The sequence below is a fragment of the Pseudomonas nunensis genome, assembly GCF_024296925.1.
Taxonomy (GTDB): Bacteria; Pseudomonadota; Gammaproteobacteria; order Pseudomonadales; family Pseudomonadaceae; genus Aquipseudomonas; species Aquipseudomonas nunensis.
On the sequence record NZ_CP101125.1, the window covers coordinates 562,653 to 579,902 of the forward strand.

At 59.3% G+C, this 17,250-nt stretch carries 17 protein-coding genes and 2 pseudogenes; 10 read left to right on the forward strand and 9 right to left on the reverse strand.

Annotated features, from left to right (window positions below):
* Positions 1-7: 7 nt before the first annotated feature.
* The gene (locus NK667_RS02545; protein WP_054613758.1) at positions 8-829 is read right to left on the reverse strand and encodes a class I SAM-dependent methyltransferase; all 822 of its coding nucleotides are present in this window, start codon (positions 827-829) and stop codon (positions 8-10) included.
* 60 nt (positions 830-889) lie between these two features.
* Positions 890-1,327, reverse strand: a complete 438-nt coding sequence (locus tag NK667_RS02550; RefSeq protein ID WP_054613759.1) for a GNAT family N-acetyltransferase — start codon at positions 1,325-1,327, stop codon at positions 890-892.
* 482 nt (positions 1,328-1,809) lie between these two features.
* Here NK667_RS02550 and NK667_RS02555 point away from each other — a divergent pair, with 482 nt between their 5' ends.
* The 6 genes and pseudogenes from NK667_RS02555 to NK667_RS32730 all read left to right on the forward strand — a co-directional run.
* Complete coding sequence (locus NK667_RS02555) at positions 1,810-2,751, forward strand: fatty acid desaturase (RefSeq protein ID WP_054613760.1); 942 nt, start codon at positions 1,810-1,812, stop codon at positions 2,749-2,751.
* Between the two features lie 136 nt (positions 2,752-2,887).
* Positions 2,888-3,679 (forward strand): phosphate/phosphite/phosphonate ABC transporter substrate-binding protein, encoded by a 792-nt coding sequence (locus NK667_RS02560; protein ID WP_054044886.1) that lies wholly within the window; start codon positions 2,888-2,890, stop codon positions 3,677-3,679.
* A gap of 178 nt (positions 3,680-3,857) precedes the next feature.
* Positions 3,858-4,400 (forward strand): sigma-70 family RNA polymerase sigma factor, encoded by a 543-nt coding sequence (locus NK667_RS02565; RefSeq protein WP_054044884.1) that lies wholly within the window; start codon positions 3,858-3,860, stop codon positions 4,398-4,400.
* Positions 4,397-5,410: an ABC transporter substrate-binding protein gene (locus tag NK667_RS02570; protein WP_054613761.1), complete on the forward strand. Its 1,014-nt coding sequence runs from the start codon at positions 4,397-4,399 to the stop codon at positions 5,408-5,410. Before NK667_RS02565 ends, NK667_RS02570 begins: the two co-directional genes overlap by 4 nt.
* A 756-nt stretch (positions 5,411-6,166) precedes the next feature.
* Positions 6,167-6,838, forward strand: a pseudogene (locus tag NK667_RS32725) (PAS domain-containing protein); the annotation flags it as partial.
* A 123-nt stretch (positions 6,839-6,961) separates the two neighbouring features.
* Positions 6,962-7,381 (forward strand): annotated as a pseudogene (locus tag NK667_RS32730) (methyl-accepting chemotaxis protein); the annotation flags it as partial.
* A gap of 129 nt (positions 7,382-7,510) precedes the next feature.
* On the opposite strand, the gene NK667_RS02580 reads toward NK667_RS32730, so the two are convergent.
* From NK667_RS02580 to NK667_RS02600, 5 genes are all read right to left on the reverse strand, one after another.
* Positions 7,511-8,062: a hypothetical protein gene (locus NK667_RS02580; protein WP_054613763.1), complete on the reverse strand. Its 552-nt coding sequence runs from the start codon at positions 8,060-8,062 to the stop codon at positions 7,511-7,513.
* A gap of 137 nt (positions 8,063-8,199) precedes the next feature.
* The gene (locus tag NK667_RS02585; protein ID WP_054613764.1) at positions 8,200-9,624 is read right to left on the reverse strand and encodes an MFS transporter; all 1,425 of its coding nucleotides are present in this window, start codon (positions 9,622-9,624) and stop codon (positions 8,200-8,202) included.
* Positions 9,625-9,749: 125 nt separating this feature from the next.
* On the reverse strand, positions 9,750-10,490 hold the full coding sequence (locus tag NK667_RS02590) for an NAD-dependent epimerase/dehydratase family protein (protein WP_054613765.1): 741 nt from the start codon (positions 10,488-10,490) through the stop codon (positions 9,750-9,752).
* Positions 10,491-10,719: 229 nt separating this feature from the next.
* The gene (locus NK667_RS02595) at positions 10,720-11,352 is read right to left on the reverse strand and encodes a glutathione S-transferase family protein (RefSeq protein ID WP_054613766.1); all 633 of its coding nucleotides are present in this window, start codon (positions 11,350-11,352) and stop codon (positions 10,720-10,722) included.
* 42 nt (positions 11,353-11,394) lie between these two features.
* Complete coding sequence (locus NK667_RS02600) at positions 11,395-11,829, reverse strand: PACE efflux transporter (protein WP_054044872.1); 435 nt, start codon at positions 11,827-11,829, stop codon at positions 11,395-11,397.
* A gap of 120 nt (positions 11,830-11,949) precedes the next feature.
* On the opposite strand from NK667_RS02600, the gene NK667_RS02605 reads away from it, so the two are divergent.
* Together NK667_RS02605 and NK667_RS02610 are read left to right on the forward strand one after the other, a co-directional pair.
* Positions 11,950-12,825 (forward strand): LysR family transcriptional regulator, encoded by an 876-nt coding sequence (locus tag NK667_RS02605; RefSeq protein WP_054613767.1) that lies wholly within the window; start codon positions 11,950-11,952, stop codon positions 12,823-12,825.
* Between the two features lie 463 nt (positions 12,826-13,288).
* Entirely contained in the window at positions 13,289-13,537 is a 249-nt protein-coding gene (locus NK667_RS02610) for a DUF6124 family protein (RefSeq protein WP_054613768.1), read from the forward strand.
* A 121-nt stretch (positions 13,538-13,658) separates the two neighbouring features.
* On the opposite strand, the gene gntR is transcribed toward NK667_RS02610, so the two are convergent.
* Complete coding sequence (gntR, locus tag NK667_RS02615) at positions 13,659-14,690, reverse strand: HTH-type transcriptional regulator GntR (protein ID WP_054613769.1); 1,032 nt, start codon at positions 14,688-14,690, stop codon at positions 13,659-13,661.
* Between the two features lie 216 nt (positions 14,691-14,906).
* Here gntR and NK667_RS02620 point away from each other — a divergent pair, with 216 nt between their 5' ends.
* Both NK667_RS02620 and NK667_RS02625 read left to right on the forward strand, forming a co-directional pair.
* Entirely contained in the window at positions 14,907-15,440 is a 534-nt protein-coding gene (locus tag NK667_RS02620; RefSeq protein WP_054044864.1) for a gluconokinase, read from the forward strand.
* Positions 15,441-15,522: 82 nt separating this feature from the next.
* Positions 15,523-16,875 (forward strand): GntP family permease, encoded by a 1,353-nt coding sequence (locus NK667_RS02625; protein WP_054044862.1) that lies wholly within the window; start codon positions 15,523-15,525, stop codon positions 16,873-16,875.
* Positions 16,876-17,150: 275 nt separating this feature from the next.
* Here the strand turns inward: NK667_RS02625 and NK667_RS32735 are convergent, their stop codons facing one another.
* Positions 17,151-17,231 (reverse strand): hypothetical protein, encoded by an 81-nt coding sequence (locus NK667_RS32735; RefSeq protein WP_413786139.1) that lies wholly within the window; start codon positions 17,229-17,231, stop codon positions 17,151-17,153.
* Positions 17,232-17,250 lie beyond the last annotated feature (19 nt).

Below are 17,250 nucleotides of genomic sequence, written 5' to 3' on the forward strand. Positions count from 1 at the left end.
CAGTTCTTCACTTCGCAGGTTTGACGAACCGCAACGTCATCCGGTCCGACTCGCCAATCGCCACATACTTGGCTTTATCCTTCTCCCCCAACGTCAACGCTGGCGGCAAGGTCCAGACGCCTTCAGGGTAATCCTTGGTGTCCTTCGGATTGGCATTGATCTCGCTTTTCTCCTCAAGCTTGAACCCCGCATCCGTCGCGAGTTTCACCACGTACGCGGTGGTCAGGTAACCGCTGTGTTTGATCTCGTCCAGCGATGATCCGTCCTTGGCCCGGTGATCCACCACGCCGAGCACGCCGCCCGGTTTCAACACCTTGAAGAACGACTCGAACATCAGCGGCGCCGTGTCCGCCAGTACCCAATTGTGCACGTTGCGGAAGGTCAGCACGGTGTCGGCCGAACCGGGTTTGCCGAGCACCGGAGCCTTGGGATCGAACTCGACCACTTGGGCCTTGGCGTATTGCGCCGGGGTGGCGGCGAATTTGGCCTTGAGGGTTTCTTCGCTTTTGCGCGCGTAATCACTGGCGGTCGGCGCTTGAACGGCGGCGATGTAGTGGCCGTGATCCTTGAGCAGCGGCGCCAGCAGTTCGCTGTACCAACCACTGCCGGGAGTGATTTCGATCACCGTCTGGTTCGGTCGCAAGCCGAAGAATTGCAGGCTCTGTTGAGGATGCCGGTAGACGTCGCGCACTACGTTCTGCGGCGCGCGCCAGGTGCCTTTGAGCACTTCGGCGTATTGCGCGGCGGAGATGGGCTGGGCGTCGGCCGCATGGGCCAAGGCTGGGGCGAGCAGGGCGGAAAGGGTCAAGGCGAGTAGGGCAGGTTTCATGGAGCGTCCTGGCGAAGTCGAAGTCGACCCCGAGGCTAGCACGCAGCCATTGGCGGCTGATCACACATTATCATTGGTCGACCTCACCAACGGTTCTAAGCCCATCGCAATCATCGGTTTGCTGCGCGCGTAACGGGTCAGGCGCTCGACCATGGCGTAGGGCATTTGCGGGTCGAAGGTAAAGCCACGGCGCTCGTAAAAGCCGCGCAGATCCGGGTGACAGTACAGCCAGACCGGGCTGTCGAGGCCTTTGACGGCTTCGGCGATCAACGCGGCGGCGAGGCCTTGTTCACGGCACGCAGGATCGACAAACAAGCCGGTCAACCAAAACCCGCCCGCGACCGGTCGCAAACACAATGCCGCGACAATTTCCCCGCGCCGGGCCACCCACAATTGTGCATCGCGCACCGCTTTCATCGGTGATTGATGGACGCGGTAAAACTTGTTCATTAACGGCCACAGCGGCTCGTCGAGCAAAGCGTATTGGGTGTCTGGCATGGGCTTGAGCTGTCGATGGGTCAGGCGGGCGATTATAAAAGAACGCGGGCGGTGCGATAGGTGTATACCTGACTTCACATCCCGTATGAGTGGAGTACGTATCATGGCCAAAGGCATGGATTCAAAAAAAGCGGCAAAGAAAAAACCGGCAAAAACCGCCGATGAAAAGCGCGCGGACAAAAAGGCCAAGAAGGTGGATGTGTTCGGGCATTGATCCCCTGACGCGACCGAGAACCTGTGGCGTGGGAGCTTGCTGTGGCGAGGGGGCTTGCCCCCGTTGGAGTGCGAAGCGCTCCCAATGCTGTTACTGCGGTTTCCTGAAAGCTGCGTAATCGTCTTTGCGACTGCTGCGCAGCCGAACGGGGGCAAGCCCCCTCGCCACAGATGTTCACCGGGCACGCTCTGAAGAAACAAGAAAATAATCTGCAAGATTTCCCCGCGTCGTTGCACAGAGAGGGACAAGTCCCGTTCTGAGCAAAGCCATGTCCCATTACTTCGACGCCGCCCATCGAGCAGAAATCGAAACCCTGCGCCAACGCCTGACGGCTCGCACCGAGTGGCCGACCTGGTTGTTGCTGATCGGTGTGTACGTCGCCTGGTTCAGCATTGTCCTGGCCAGTGAGCGCCTGGGCCTTGGCTGGAGCACGCTGTTGTTGATTCCGTTAGTGGTGCTCTGGTTGTCGGTGCAGCACGAATTGCTCCACGGCCATCCCACGCGCTGGCTGGCGCTGAACAGACTCCTCGGTTACGCCCCGTTTGCGGTGTGGTTTCCCTACACCCTCTATCGCAATAGCCATTTGCTGCATCACCACGACGAAGACCTGACCGTTCCCGGTCGCGACCCGGAAAGCCGTTACCTCACCGCCAAACACTGGCAGCGCAGCTCCGTGTTCAAACAGGCCCTGCACCGACTGAATAAAACCGTGCTCGGGCGTGTGATGGTTGGCGCGCCGATGGCGTTGCAAGCCCTGGCCCGCAAGGAGCTGCGACGCCTGCGCGCAGGCGAGCGCCAGGCCTGGCTGATGTGGCTGACCCACGGCACGCTCACCGTGTTGATGCTGACCTTCATCGCCCGCTACAGCGCGTTGCCGGTGTGGCATTACCTGCTGCTGATCAGCGTGCCGGCGCTGTCGATTGCAATGATTCGCTCCTACTATGAACACCGCCCCAACGCCCAGCCCGAGCAACGCACGGTGCTCAATGAAGCCTCGTGGCCGTGGAGTTGGCTGTTCCTGAACAACAACCTGCACCTGGTGCATCACGATTTGCCGAGCTTGCCCTGGTATGACTTGCCCAAGGCTTATCGGGCGCGGCGCGAGCAATGGCTGACGCGCAGTGGCGGTTTTTTGGTGCAGGGTTATGGAGAGTTGTGGCGCCGGCATGGGGTGAGGGCGATCGACAGCCCGCAGCATCCATTTCATTGATCAAAGGTGACTTCCTTGTGGGAGCGAGCTTGCTCGCGAAGGCGGTGTATCAGTCGACATCAATGGTGCCTGACACTCCGCTTTCGCGAGCAAGCCCGCTCCCACAATGGGTTCATTGTTGTATGGGAATAATTTGATGACAGCAAAAATCGCCGAACTGCTGATGTACACCGCCCCCGAGCCCATCCGCCAGGCCAACGAACGCTGGCTGACCCGGATTCTCGAGCGCCTGGACACCACCCGGCAAACCGCCGAAGGCCTGTCGCTGCCAGACCTCTGGCTATCGCCGGACCTGCTGCTGACCCAAACCTGCGGCTATCCGCTGATGACCTTGTTGCGCGATCAGGTCCGGGTGGTCGGCCGCCCACGTTACGAATTGCCGGACAGCAACGGCGGCAACCATTGCAGCCTGCTGCTCAGTCGCGCCGACGATCCACGCCGCAGCTTGCCGGCGTTTTACAACAGTCGCGGGGTGATCAATGACGAAGGCTCCAACAGCGGCATGAACCTGCTGCGCCATCGACTGGCGCCGTTGCACCGCGACGGTCAGTTCTTCGCCAGTGTCGGCATCAGCGGCGCCCATCGCGAAAGCCTGCGTTGGTTGCGCGAAGACCTCGCCGACCTGGCCGCCATCGACAGCGTGACCTTCGCCTACCTGGCGCGACACGCCGAAAAAGAAGTGGCCGGTTTGCGCGTGGTTGCCCGCAGTGCCTTCAGTCCTACCTTGCCTTACATCACCGTCGCGAGCGCGAGCGATGAGCAGATCGAACAGCTTCGGCAGGTGATGAACCAGACGTTGCGCGAGCTGCCGGACGTAGCCGAAATACTCGGTTTGCAAGAAGTGTTGCCCGCGACCCAAAGCGACTATCAAGTGGTGCTGGAGTACCAGCAGGAAGCCGAGACGTTGGGCTATGGACGCTTACGCTGACGGACGCCGTCCCGTAGGAGCGAGGCTTGCCCGCGAAGGCGATCTAACAAGCGCCACATAAATTCCACAATCGAATATAAAAATACCTTTTAAGTATTATTAAAGAATAAGGCTCCCCGGCTAGAATCGCGCCACCGGATCACCGGACATTCAGCGACCCCTAACCCCAGGAGCCCCTATGTCCGGCGCCGACCTTTCCCATCGCAACCACGTGGGCGGATTGTTCCGCGCACATTACCCGTGGTTATGCGCACGGTTGCGCGGGCAACTGGGCGCCAGTGCCGACGTCGAAGACATCGCTTCTGAAACCTTCACGCAACTGCTCGAATCCCCAGGGCTGACGCCAATCCGCGAGCCCCGCGCCTTGCTGACCACCATCGCCCAGCGCTTGATCTACCAGCTCTGGCGCCGCCGCGATCTGGAGCGTCAGCATCTGGAACAACTGCAAAACGCCGATGCCGAGCAAGCACAGTCGCCCGAAGAATTGCTGCAACTGACCCAAACCCTGCATCGCCTCGACCGCAGCCTCGAACGCTTGCCGGGCAAGGTCCGGGCGACGTTCCTGTTGTCGCGCATCGACGGCCTGACTTACCCGCAAATCGCCGCCGAACTGGGCATTTCCCAGCGTTCGGTCAGCGTCTACATGACGCGCACCCAAGCCTTGTGCATCCAGCACAGCGCCAATGAACCCCTAAACCGAACAACCCAGAGGTCCGCATGAGATCGATCAAAACCCTGCTCGGCAGTTCGCTGCTGGCCCTGAGCCTCGTGGCAACGCACGCGCCCGCCGCCGAAAAAACCGCGCCGATCCACTTTGGCGACATCACTTGGGAAAGCGGCAGTTTTATCACTGAAGTGCTGCGCCTGATCGTCGAGAAAGGCTACGGCTACCCGACCGATACATTGCCGGGCAGCACCGTCAGCCTCGAAGCGGCGCTGGCCAAGAACGATATTCAGGTGATCGGCGAAGAATGGGCCGGGCGTAGTCCGGCATGGGTCAAGGCGTCGAACGAGGGCAAAGTGTTCGGCCTCGGCGATACGGTCAAAGGAGCGACTGAAGGCTGGTGGGTGCCGGAGTACGTGATCAAGGGCGACCCGGAACGCGGGATCAAGCCGTTGGCACCGGAGCTGAAATCCGTTGCCGACCTGCCACGCTACAAGGATGTATTCCGCGACCCGGAAGACCCGAGCCGTGGGCGCTTCCTCAACAGCCCTACCGGCTGGACCTCGGAAATCGTCAACAGCCAGAAACTCAAGGCCTATGACCTGACCGCCGACTACGTCAACTTCCGCACCGGCTCCGGTGCCGCGCTGGATGCCGAGGTGGCCTCGTCGATCCGCCGTGGCAAACCGGTGCTGTTCTACTACTGGTCGCCGACGCCGTTGCTGGGTCGTTTCAAACTGGTGAAACTCGACGAACCAGCGTTCGATGCCGAAGCCTGGAAAACCCTGGCCGATGCCAACAACCCGCATCCGAAAGGCACTCGCTCGATGCCGGCGAAACTGGCGATTGGCGTGTCCGCACCGTTCAAGGCGCAGTACCCGGACTTGGTGGCGTTCTTTGAAAAAGTCGATCTGCCGATTTATCTGCTGAACCAGACGCTGGCGCAGATGAGCGAAAAACGTCAGCAACCGCGTCAGGTCGCCGAAGCGTTTTTGCGTGATCAACCGCAGGTGTGGAAGGGCTGGGTGCCGGGGGAAGTGGCGAGCAAGGTGAGTGGGAGTTTGTAGGTTTTTTCTGAAGTTTTTGTGGTGTCTGATCGATAGCTTTCGCGAGCAAGCCCGCTCCCACAGGGATCTCCGGTGAACACAGCATTTGTGAACACCCGATATCCCCTGTGGGAGCGGGCTTGCTCGCGAATGGTCTCCACCCCTCCGCCAATTCTGCGGCCATAGCCGCTTTCTCGCCTGGCCAATAACCCCCCGCGCCTCAAATCCCACCCCCAGTGACCCCAGTCCAGCTTTTGTCCTGAAAGCCCTGAATACTGGCCGACTAATGGCCTTGCACCCTCTATGTCGCTGTCTATGCTCACTCTTAGTTAGCAATGTCGGTCGCCATATCAAGGATTGGCGACCGTCGAGCACAGCCGAAAAAGCCTCAAGAGTGCGCAGCCCAAGGCACCGACACTGAACAACAAGGAGCGGTCCCGTAAATGGAGTTACTTACCCAATCGTTAGGGTTGTTGGCCCGACCGGGCTATCAAGAGAAGGATGTCTTGATAAGAGCGTTGCTGCATGGACACTCCGATTGAACATCATTTATCACCTGACAAATCCTTCCCTTGGAGGGATGCGTGTGCCTGTTCCGTGGAACGTAGTGGTGGATCTTGAAAGACCAAGAACTTTCATCAATCAAAAGAACGCGCTGAAGGTGATAGAACCATGTTTAACCTACATCACAAGGCTGACCTGCTGCAGATCGAGCGATCCAACTGCGCATTGACCGAGGCCAATGCCAAGTTGGCGGCGGTCAGTCGCTCGATGGCGATGATCGAATTCAGCCCTGAGGGCATCGTGCTCGATGCCAACGACAACTTCTGCGCCACCATGGGTTACAGCGCCGAGGAAGTGCGCGGTAAACACCACCGGATCTTTTGCGAAGAAGCGTTCTACCGCAGCGAGGAATACGCCAAGTTGTGGCGTGACCTGGCCCGAGGCGAACCGATCAGTGGCACGTTCCTGCGCTTGAACAAGGCCGGTCGGGAAATTTGGCTTGAAGCCAGTTACATGCCGGTATTCGGGCCTGATCGCCAGGTTAGAAGTGTGATGAAAGTGGCCTCCGACATCACGGCCCGGATCAATAAAGAACACGAAGAGGAGAGTATGCTCGCGGCCATCGGGCGCTCCATGGCGGTGATCGAATTCACCCCCGAAGGGCGCGTGATTGCCGCCAACGAAAACTTCCTGAAAACCATGCATTACTCGCTCAACGAAGTGGTCGGTCAGCACCACAGTCTGTTCTGTCATCGGGCCGAATCCGAGTCTGCGCAGTACAAGGCGTTCTGGGCGTCACTCAATCGCGGCGAATATCACTCGCACCGTTTCGAGCGCAGAGACAAACACGGTCATACGGTCTTTCTGGAGGCGTCCTACAACCCGTTGTTCGACAGCAAGGGCCGCTTGTACAAAGTGGTCAAGTTCGCCAGCGACATCACCAATCAGGTCACCACCCTGCAAACCGCCGCCGAATCGGCCCATAGCACTTCGGTACAAAACGACGCCTGTGCGCAGAAAGGTTCCCAGGTGGTTCAGCAAACGGTGCAGATCATCCAGGACATTTCCCGCGACCTCAACGAAGCCGCCGAGAGCATCGATGCGGTGAGCAAACAGTCCGACATCATCGGCACCATCGTCCAGACCATTCGCGGCATCGCCGACCAGACCAACCTGCTGGCGCTCAACGCCGCCATCGAAGCGGCCCGGGCCGGGGAGCATGGACGCGGGTTCGCGGTGGTCGCCGATGAAGTGCGCAGCCTCGCGGCACGTACCAGTCAGGCGACGCTGGAGATTGTCGAAGTGGTGCGCAAGAACCACGATTTGTCGTTGAGCGCGGTGTCGAGCATGCAATCAAGCCTGAGCCGCACCGGGTTAGGCGTGGAACTGGCGAACGAAGCGGGGGAGGTGATCCTGGAAATTCAACAAGGGTCGCGGCATGTGGTGGATGCGATCAGCCAGTTCAACTCGACGTTGCAATTGAACTGATCCAAGAACACCACAAACCCAATGTGGGAGCGGGCTTGCTCGCGAAGGCGTCGTGTCAGTCAACATCACTGGTATCTGACACACCACCTTCGCGAGCAAGCCCGCTCCCACAGGGTTTTGTGTGGTGGCTTAAAGCGAAGCCAGGAACTTGTCGACCACCTGAGGCCCATCAGCCTTCTCGGTACTGCCGTTTTCCTTGTCAGCCTGGGCCAGTTTCATCTTGTCCTGGATGCGCTCGGCGATTTCTTTGCCAATCGCCAGTTGTTGCGCCGGCGGCATGGCTTGCAGCTGATCTTCGGTGATGCCCATTTCTTTCAGAATACTGTCGCGCAGCCGCTGTTCCGGCGTTTTGCTCATGTAGTCCTTGAAGTCGGTCATGGCCGAGCTGTCGGTGGATTTGGTCTTGTTATCGTCCGGGACGGACGCTTGCAGGCCCACGCGGGTTTTCGCGAACGCTTCGTCAACGTTATCGCTGATGGTGCTCGCCGCGCTGATTTGCTGGGTGGCGTTGTTCAGGCCGGACGACTGCACATTGGTGCTGTCCTGCTTGATTTGCGCCACGGTGTTTTGCGCGTTCTGGATCAAACCACTGTACAGCGCACTGGCGGCGGCCGTGGTCGGGTCCATGTCCGTGCGCTGGGTCTTTTGAACGATGGAAGCTTGATGGGCACTGACCAACATGATGGATAAACCTGTAGGTAATTGCTGTTGAGTCTGTAAGAGCAATTAGCGTGCCGCTGCTGAAAGCCCCTGTTTACGGGGCGATTCAGCAGCGGCGGCGGTCAGAACTTGCCGCTGGGCGGCAGACGGCAACCGCCTCAGCGGTGAGCGATGTTCTCCAGCGCCAGGTTGCGGGTTCTCGGCCCGAAGTAACCGATGGTGATCATCACGATCAACATGCTGCTGACGATGAACGCCAACACCCCCGGTGTGCCGAAGTGTTCGAGAAAGATCCCGATCAGCAAGCTGCTGAACACCGTCGACAAACGACTGAACGAATAACAGAAGCCCACGGCCCGGGCGCGAATGTTGGTGGGGAACAGTTCGCTTTGGTAGGAGTGGTAGGCGAAGCTCAGCCAGGCGTTGCAGAACGTGATCATCACCCCACAGACGATCAGCCCGACCGCGCTGGTCTGTAGCGCGAACAGCGTGCCGAAGGTCATGGCGCCGAGGGCAGAGCCGACGATTTGCCACTTGTTCTCGAAACGGTTGGCGAACTTCACAAACAGCAACGGTCCGAGCGGGTAGGCGAGGGTGATGATGAAGGCGTACATCAGACTGTGGGTCACGCTTACGCCCTGGCCGGACAGCAGCGCCGGCAACCAGTTGCCGAAACCGAAAAAGCCGATGGCCTGGAATACGTGGAACACGATCAGCATCAAGGCGCGGCGGCGATAGGGTGGCTGCCAGATATCAGCGAAACGGCCCGAGCCCTGAATATCCACCGCCGCCAGTTCCGGCTCATCCAGCGGTTTGCCCTGATCCTTCACGCAGCGGGCTTCGATGCTATCGAGAATCCGGCTGGCCTCATCAAAGCGACCATGCTGCGCCAACCAGCGCGGCGATTCCGGCAGCCGTGAACGCAACCACCAGATAAACAGCGCAAACACCGCGCTCGCCAGCACCACCCAACGCCAGCCCGAGACCCCGAACGGCGCTTGCGGCACCAGCCACCAGGACATCAAGGCCACCGCCGGCACTGACAAAAACTGCACGAAAAACGCAAAGGCAAACGCTGAACTGCGCATGCGTTTGGGCACCAGTTCCGAGAGGTAGGCGTCGATGGTCACCAGCTCGATGCCCAGGCCAATACCCACCAGAAAGCGCATGCAGATAATCCCCAGCGCTGAACTTTGCACGCCCATGGCCACGGTCGCGACGGTGTACCAGATCAGCGCAAAGGTGAAGATCGCTCGCCGACCGAAGCGGTCTGCCAACGGACTGAGCAGACTCGCGCCGAGGAACAATCCGAGAAACGTCGCCGAGGCAAATGCAGCCTGATCGGAGAAGCCGAACACGCCTTGGCTACCGGTAGCAAAGATGCCATCGCGGATCAGGCCGGGGCTGATGTAGGCGGTCTGAAATAGATCGTAGAGCTCGAAAAAGCCGCCGATGGATAGCAACGCCACGAGTTTCCAGATCGTGGAAACGGCTGGCAGTCGGTCGATGCGAGCGGAAATCTGAGCGGCACGAACAGGGTCGATACCGTCTGATTGAACAGCGGCGAGGGTGTGAGCAGACATGGGCTGATCCGATTCTTGTTGAACGGGAAGCTTAGCCTGCTATCGGAAATAAATTGTTGCGAATCTTTGCGGCTTTTCGCCTGGATTCGCCGGGTTATCGCAATAACGCCTGACCTTTTAAGCGTTTATGGCGCGATCGGGATATCAAACTCCCGAAACGCATCATCTACCGGCAAATAACCCAGTACTCGCGTGGTTTCGCTGAGATCGAGGCGCTTGAAGCGGTTGTTGGAAATACCGTGGGCGATCAGGTGCTGCACGCCTTCGACTTCCACCGAACGCTGCAGCAATTGCACCGCATCGCGGGGGCTGAGCCAGGCGCTCAGGTCCCGGGCGTTGGTCAGCTCATGACGGTCCGGGAACTCGAAAGCGCCGATGCGGATGGCGATGGTCGAGAGCCCACGCTTGGCGGCATAAAACGCGCACAACGCCTCGCCATAACATTTGCTCACGCCATACAGATTGGCCGGCATTACTTGCATGCCCGGGGTGATCTGCCGGTCTACCGGATAACCTTCAATGGTTTGCGCGCTGCTGGCGAACACCAGGCGTTTACAACCGGCTGCCACGGCGGCTTCAAACAGGTAAGTGGTGGCCAGGATGTTGTTGGGCAGCAGTTCGTCGAAGGTTGCCGTGGCGTGGGGGATGCCGGCGAGGTGGACGATGACGTCGATGCCGTTCAGTACTTCGGCGATGGCCTTGGGATCGGCCATGTCCAGGCGCACAAACTGGTGGGGTGCTTCCACCGGGAAATCGGGTTCGACGCGGTCGGCCAGCACGAAGGTGTAGCGATCCTTCGATGCTTCGAAAAAGGTTTTGCCGATTCTGCCGCAGGCGCCGGTGAGCAGTACGTTGAGTCCGTTCATGAATCTCTCTTTCTATGGGAATAGGGGCTAATACCAGTCCGTTAAACCGTAAAGCGATCTGTAGCAGCTGGCGAAGCCTGCGTTCGGCTGCGCAGCAGTCGTAAAAACTGAGTGCACGGTCTTCATGAGAAAACCGCGTCGGCTGATTCACGTCTGCTTCGCAGCCGAACGCAGGCTTCGCCAGCTGCTACAAAGAGTGTGTTTCGCTGACAAGGGCGTGTGTCGGGGGTTAAGGCAAGCCGTTGCAGCCGTGTTTGAGGAATCCCGGGCGCTGTGCCAGCCGTTGGAAATATTCATCGACGGCAGGGAAGTCCGGCCGCTCCATGGGCGTCATCAGCCAGCGATTGACGGACAAACCGATGACGATGTCCGCGAGGCTGAACCGTGGCCCGGCAACATAAGCCTTGGTCGCCGCAAGCTGATGCTCAAGGATGCTCATCTTGTGGTTCCAGTCATTGATACCCACGCCAATCTGATGCGGGTCCTGAAACTCGGGGTCCTTGCGCACCAGCGCGGTGAACGCGTAGCTCCACGACCTATTGAGCTCGGTGGCCTGCCAATCCATCCACTGCTCCACCCGCGCGCGGGCGGCTGGTTCAGTGGGCAGTAACTCGTGGTTGTGATGCTTGCCGGCCAGGTAACGGCAAATCGTATTGGATTCCCACAACACCCCGGCGTCATCGATGATCACCGGCACCTGGGCGTTGGGGTTGAGACGGGTGAACTCGGGGCTGTGGGTCGAGGCAAAACCGCTGCCCCAGTCCTCACGTTCGTAGGAAACGCCCAGCTCTTCGCAGGTCCACAGGACTTTTCTGACGTTGATGGACGAAGCCTTACCGAGAATCTTCAGTGCATGTTCCATGGAGCTACTCCTTTAGCGAATCGACGCCTCGGGAATCTAACATCAAGAAGCAGGATCCGGCAGGGCCGACGCTGGCAAACCAAACGTGCGATCAAACAGCCAGTTGAAGGCGAAGGTGTAGCACGGGATGAACAGGATCAGCGCCAGATCCAGCAGGAAGGCTTGCACCAGGCTGATGTTCATCCACCAGGCGATCAACGGGATGAGAAACACTATCAAGGTTAGTTGAAAACCCACGGCATGGGCGATGCGCCGCTTGACCGTGCGGGTGCGTGACGGCTGGCGACTTTCCCAGCGTTCGAACAGCGAGGTGTAGATGAAATTCCAGGTCACGGCGATGGTGGTAATGATCACCGCCAGTGGTCCGGTGCTGCCCGGCGATGTACCGGACAGCAGCGCCAGGCCCAGGGCCGAGAAAGTCATGCCGATCACTTCGTAGAGCGACACGTAGACCAGTTTGCGTTTAACGCCTTGCATGGAGTTTTGCCTCTTTCTTGCGAACTTGAGCCAGCAGCACTGGCGAAGGCGGCGAAAGATAGCTTCAATAGGGCTGACAGAAAAAGTCAGTAGCTTTCAGTTTTATTGATAGGACGGCGGATGAGTTTCAACAGCGACAGCATTGAATTGTTTCTCGCGGTGATCGAGCGCGGCTCGTTTTCCGCTGCGGCCCGGGCGCTGGGCAAAGTGCCGTCGGCGGTGAGCATGGGCATCGGCAATCTGGAGGCCGAACTCGGTTATCCGCTGTTCGACCGCAGCCATCGCGAACCGGTGCCGACCGCCATGGCCAGTGCGCTGGTGCCCCACGCCCGGCTGATTTTTGAACAGCTCAAGCAGTTGCAAGTGCATGCGGTCGAGTTGTCATTGGGGCTGGAGAGCAAGCTGTCGATCGGCGTGGTGGCGGACATCGACAAGCGTCGGGTGATGGCCGCGCTCAAGGTGATTGCCGAACGTCATCCGCTGCTAGACATCGAAGTGCTGACCGCGCCTCAGGACGATGTGCTGGCGATGTTGCACAGCGGTCGAGTCAGCGTGTGCCTGGCGTTCGCCGGGTTGAGCATGAACGTGCTGGAGCGGTTTCAGTTCGTCGGCACCGAACGGATGATCGCCACGCTGGCGGCGGACAATCCGTTGTTTCAGGGGCAGGATTTGTTTCTGGAAGATTTGGTGCATGTGCGGCAAATCATCGTCGCCAGCCGCGACTTGCCGATCAGCGAAATTCGGCCATTGGTGGCCGAGTCTTATTGGCGCACCGACACCTTGGCGGCGGCACTGGAGATGGTTGAAGCGGGGTTGGGCTGGGGCAATTTTCCGTTGTCGGTGGTGCAGCCGTTGCTCGACGCTGGACGGCTCAAGCGCCTGAGGTTCAGGAATATCGAAAATGGCTTGGTGCTGCCGGTGCATGCCGTGTGGCTCAAGAGCCAGCCATTGCAGAAAGGCGCGTTGGCCTTCGTAGGACTTATGTCCGCCGCGTAACCTGTGGCGAGCGAGCTTGCTCGCGCTGGACTGCGCAGCAGTCCTCTGCTTTTTTGGGGCCGCTTCGCAGCCCGGCGGGAGCAAGCTCCCTCGCCACAGGGACAGCGGTCGGCTTGAGGTGTAGGAAATGGCTGTAGGAAAGCAGTTTCGGCAGGTTTCAAAAGGCTACAGCTTCTTGCTCCATTGCCTACAACTACGCCAGAATCCGCCGGCTTGTGCGCCTGGAGTCCGGACTTTATCGTTCCCGTGTCGCTGCCAATTCAGCGATCGGGTCTAGCAGCCCGGGTACTTTAGACGCATGCGTTCACCGTTCGTGGTCCGTTCACGTTATGGCGGCTGTGCGTGGGAAGATCTTCGGATCTACCGGGTTCTAGAGTCCTGGTCTGCTAGCCCACGCACGGCTGTCACCTTATTTTCGCCTAGCAGCGAATCGTGGCAGCTCCATCACTCTAGGAGCATCACCATGTTCAAACCAACCCCAAACCCGCCGCGCAAGATCAGCCCCATGTTCAACGTCTCAGCGGACATCAACAACGAAACGCTGCTGGCCCACGCCTGTGAATCCCTGGCTTCAGCCACTGTCATGATCAACGACTTCGCGACCCTCCTGGAAAGCCCTCATCGCAACACCGCGCTGGGCATTGCGCAGATCATCCTGTCGGCGGAAATGGCGGTGAATCGAGCGCTGGATAACCTCGATCCGCAAGACTAAACACTGACCTGTGACGAGGGAGCTTGCTCCCGTCGGACTGCGAAGCAGTCCCCTGTTTTTTGGGGCCGCTTCGCAGCCCAGCGCGAGCAAGCTCGCTCGCCACAGGGGCGGGACGCAACCTTCAGGTGCTTTCCCGCACCTTCAACTCAAACCCCATGTCCTGCACCGGTTTGGCCACCGAGTTACCCGCCATCAACGTCAGCATTTGCTCCGCCGCGCGCCGGCCGATAGCCTCACGCGGGGTGCTGATGCTGCTCAGGCGCGGCACCATGTGGGCCGAGGCGGGCAGGTCGTTGAAGCCCAGGACCGCTATTTGCTCGGGGATCTTGATCCCGCAACGCATGGCTTCCAGCAGTGCGCCTTGGGCCAGGTCGTCGTTGCCGAAGAAGATCGCATCGACATCCGGATGGCTGGCCAGCAGTTGCAGGAACAGTTCGCCGCCCAAACCGACAGAAGACGCGCGCGGCGTCAGCACTTCCAGGTCCGGGTCGTACAAGCCGGCCTTTTGCAGGGCCTTGCGAAAACCTTCACCGCGCAACAACGTGCGTTGATCCAGTTGCGCGCCGATGTAGGCCAGGCGCTTGCGATCACGAGACAGCAGATGTTCGGCGGCGGTTTCCCCTGCGGCGAGTTGCGAAAAGCCGACACAGTTAACCCCGGCCGCGCTGTCCAGTTCCATCATGTACACGCAGGGAATGTTGCTCGCCTCGATCATCCGCCGCGAACTTTCAGTGCGATCAAAACCGGTCAGCAACAAGCCGCGCGGCTGATAGGCCATGTAGTTGCGCAGCAGGTTTTCTTCTTCATCGCGCGAGTAGTGGAAGTTGCCGATCAGCACTTCAAAGCCCTTGGGCCGCAGCACCTGATGAATGGCTTCCAGGGTGTCGATGAACAGCAGGTTGGACAGCGACGGCACCAACACCACCACCGAATGGCTCTGGGCCGAGGCCAGTGCGCGGGCGGCGGGGTTGACCACGTAATTCAGCTCAAGAGCGGCTTTCTGCACTTTTTCCACCAGTTCGGTGGCCACGGTGCTGACCCCGCGCAGGGCCCGGGAAGCGGTGATCGGGCTGACGCCGGCCAGGCGTGCAACTTCATTGAGGGTAGGGCGGCCAGTGGTGCGTGGATTTTTATCGTTTTTAGGGGTGGTCATCGGGGCGGCTTGCCAAACAAAATTCAAGGCACTAAGGTAGCGCTGTCTCGATGCAGCTGCAAATGCGTGAGCGGGGTTTGCCTGATCCTCGTTCTTCGGCGTCGCGAACGAACATGCTGCAACCCACAAAAATGACAAAAAGGCGTCGGCAACTTCTGCTTTTGATCTGGTGTCATAACTGGCAAAGGTAGCGCTGTCTGCGCGCTGAGGTGTTTCATGAATCATCCCATCACCGCCCTGGTCATCATGGGCGTTGCCGGTTGTGGCAAGACTTGCGTCAGCGAAGCCTTGTGCCAGCTCAGCGGCGCGACTGCCATTGAAGGCGACACTTTTCACCCTGCCGCCAATATCGAAAAGATGAGCGCGGGTATCCCCCTGAACGACGACGACCGTGCCGGCTGGCTCGACAGCTTGTGCGACGAATTGCGCCGCGTTGACGCCAAGGGCGAGCGCCCGGTGTTGACCTGCTCGGCCCTCAAACACAGTTACCGCGAAGTACTGCGCAGCGCCTTGCCGGGCCTGGGCTTCGTGTTCCTTGAGCTGACCCCTGAAGTCGCCGCCGAGCGTGTTTCGCACCGCCCGGGCCACTTCATGCCGTCGACCTTGATCGACAGTCAGTTCGCCACCCTTGAATCCCCCGTTGGTGAGCCGCTGACCCTGGCGCTGGACGCTTCGAACCACAGCGTCGAGCAACTGGCCAAGCAGGCGCATGTCTGGTGGCTGGAACACGGCTTGAAACTCGCGGTATGAGTTTTCTTCGAAGAGATAGCGCTGTCCTTATGGTTTTCGAATTACCCGCTTTAATAACAACAACAATCAGGAGACACCCCTAATGTTTGGCATGTCCCACGAGTCGTTCCTGCTGCTAGACGCAGTGGTTACCGTGATCGGACTCATCGTCTTGATCACTAAGTTCAAATTCCACCCGTTCATTGCCCTGATCATCGCCGCCGGCTTCCTCGGCCTGACCTCCGGCATGCCGGTAGGCACCATTCTCAAGGCGTTCCAGGACGGCTTCGGTGGTGTGCTCGGCTTTGTCGGGATCATCCTCGCGCTGGGCACCATGCTCGGCAAAATGATGGCCGAGTCGGGCGGGGCGGATCAGATTGCCCAGACCCTGATTCGCGCGTTCGGCAAAGAGCGTGTGCAGTGGGCCATGATGTTCGCGGCGTTCCTGGTCGGGATTCCGCTGTTCTTCGAAATCGGCTTCGTGCTGCTGATCCCGCTGGTGTTCATCGTTGCCCGGCGTACCGGTGTATCGATCATCAAGATCGGTATCCCGTTGCTGGCCGGTCTGTCGGCGGTGCACGGCTTGGTGCCACCGCACCCAGGTCCGTTGCTGGCGATTGGCGTGTTCGGTGCCGACATCGGTAAAACCATTCTGTACGGCCTGATCGTCGCGCTGCCGACCGCCATCATTGCCGGTCCGATTTTCGGTACGTTCATTGCCAAGTACATTCCGGGCCATGCCAACCAGGAACTGGTCGATCAACTGGCGCGCGAGCCGCAAGCCGCCACGTTGCCGAGCTTCAGCATCACCCTGATCACCGTGTTGCTGCCGGTGTTCCTGATGCTGCTCAAGACGTTTGCCGACGTTGCGCTGCCGGACGGGCACTTCTTCCGCAGCTGGATGGACCTGATCGGTCACCCGATCTCGGCGCTGCTGCTGGCGTTGCTGTTGTCGCTGTATACCTTCGGCCATCGCCAGGGCATCGGTTCGAAACAGATCCTGAAACTGCTGGACGCGAGCCTTGCGCCGACCGCCGCGATCATCCTGATCATCGGTGCCGGTGGTGGCTTCAAGCAGATGCTGGTAACCAGCGGCGTGGGTGACGTGATCGGCCACATGGCGGTGAACGCACAGATCTCGCCGATTCTGCTGGCATGGTTGGTGGCGGCGGTGATTCGTGTCGCGACCGGTTCTGCGACCGTGGCGACCATTACTGGCGCGGGCATTGTGGTGCCGGTGGTGGGGATGATTCCAGGTGTGAACCGTGAGCTGCTGGTGCTGGCCACCGGTGCCGGTTCGCTGGTGCTGTCCCACGTCAACGACGCCGGTTTCTGGCTGGTGAAGCAGTACTTCAACATGACCGTGGCCGAGACGTTCAAAACCTGGACCGCGATGGAAACCATCCTGTCCGTGGTGGCGCTGGGCTTTATCCTGTTGTTGTCGCTGTTCGTCTGACACGATTGCCGAAAACAAAAAAACCGCAGCGATGCGGTTTTTTTGTGGGTGAATAAAATTCCCTGTATTCCCTGTATTCCCTGTATTCCCTGTATTCCCTGTATTCCTCGTATTCCCTGTATTCCCCGTATCCCCTGTATTCCTCGTATTCCTCGTATTCCCCGTATCCCCCGTTTCCCCGTTTCCCCGTTTCCCTGTAGGAGCTGTCGAGTGAAACGAGGCTGCGATCTTTTGATCTTGTTTTTAGATCAAGGTCAAAAGATCGCAGCCTCGTTTCACTCGACAGCTCCTACAGTTCCTACAGTTCCTACAGTTCCTACAGTTCCTACAGTTCCCACCGTTCCTACAGTTCCCACCGTTCCTACGGTGTCAGGT

Coding starts and splice junctions, on each gene's coding strand:
- NK667_RS02545 (WP_054613758.1), bottom strand. CDS start 829: ATGAAACCTGCCCTACTCGCCTTGACCCTTTCCGCCCTGCTCGCCCCA.
- NK667_RS02550 (WP_054613759.1), bottom strand. CDS start 1,327: ATGCCAGACACCCAATACGCTTTGCTCGACGAGCCGCTGTGGCCGTTA.
- NK667_RS02555 (WP_054613760.1), top strand. CDS start 1,810: ATGTCCCATTACTTCGACGCCGCCCATCGAGCAGAAATCGAAACCCTG.
- NK667_RS02560 (WP_054044886.1), top strand. CDS start 2,888: ATGACAGCAAAAATCGCCGAACTGCTGATGTACACCGCCCCCGAGCCC.
- NK667_RS02565 (WP_054044884.1), top strand. CDS start 3,858: ATGTCCGGCGCCGACCTTTCCCATCGCAACCACGTGGGCGGATTGTTC.
- NK667_RS02570 (WP_054613761.1), top strand. CDS start 4,397: ATGAGATCGATCAAAACCCTGCTCGGCAGTTCGCTGCTGGCCCTGAGC.
- NK667_RS02580 (WP_054613763.1), bottom strand. CDS start 8,062: ATGTTGGTCAGTGCCCATCAAGCTTCCATCGTTCAAAAGACCCAGCGC.
- NK667_RS02585 (WP_054613764.1), bottom strand. CDS start 9,624: ATGTCTGCTCACACCCTCGCCGCTGTTCAATCAGACGGTATCGACCCT.
- NK667_RS02590 (WP_054613765.1), bottom strand. CDS start 10,490: ATGAACGGACTCAACGTACTGCTCACCGGCGCCTGCGGCAGAATCGGC.
- NK667_RS02595 (WP_054613766.1), bottom strand. CDS start 11,352: ATGGAACATGCACTGAAGATTCTCGGTAAGGCTTCGTCCATCAACGTC.
- NK667_RS02600 (WP_054044872.1), bottom strand. CDS start 11,829: ATGCAAGGCGTTAAACGCAAACTGGTCTACGTGTCGCTCTACGAAGTG.
- NK667_RS02605 (WP_054613767.1), top strand. CDS start 11,950: ATGAGTTTCAACAGCGACAGCATTGAATTGTTTCTCGCGGTGATCGAG.
- NK667_RS02610 (WP_054613768.1), top strand. CDS start 13,289: ATGTTCAAACCAACCCCAAACCCGCCGCGCAAGATCAGCCCCATGTTC.
- gntR (WP_054613769.1), bottom strand. CDS start 14,690: ATGACCACCCCTAAAAACGATAAAAATCCACGCACCACTGGCCGCCCT.
- NK667_RS02620 (WP_054044864.1), top strand. CDS start 14,907: ATGAATCATCCCATCACCGCCCTGGTCATCATGGGCGTTGCCGGTTGT.
- NK667_RS02625 (WP_054044862.1), top strand. CDS start 15,523: ATGTTTGGCATGTCCCACGAGTCGTTCCTGCTGCTAGACGCAGTGGTT.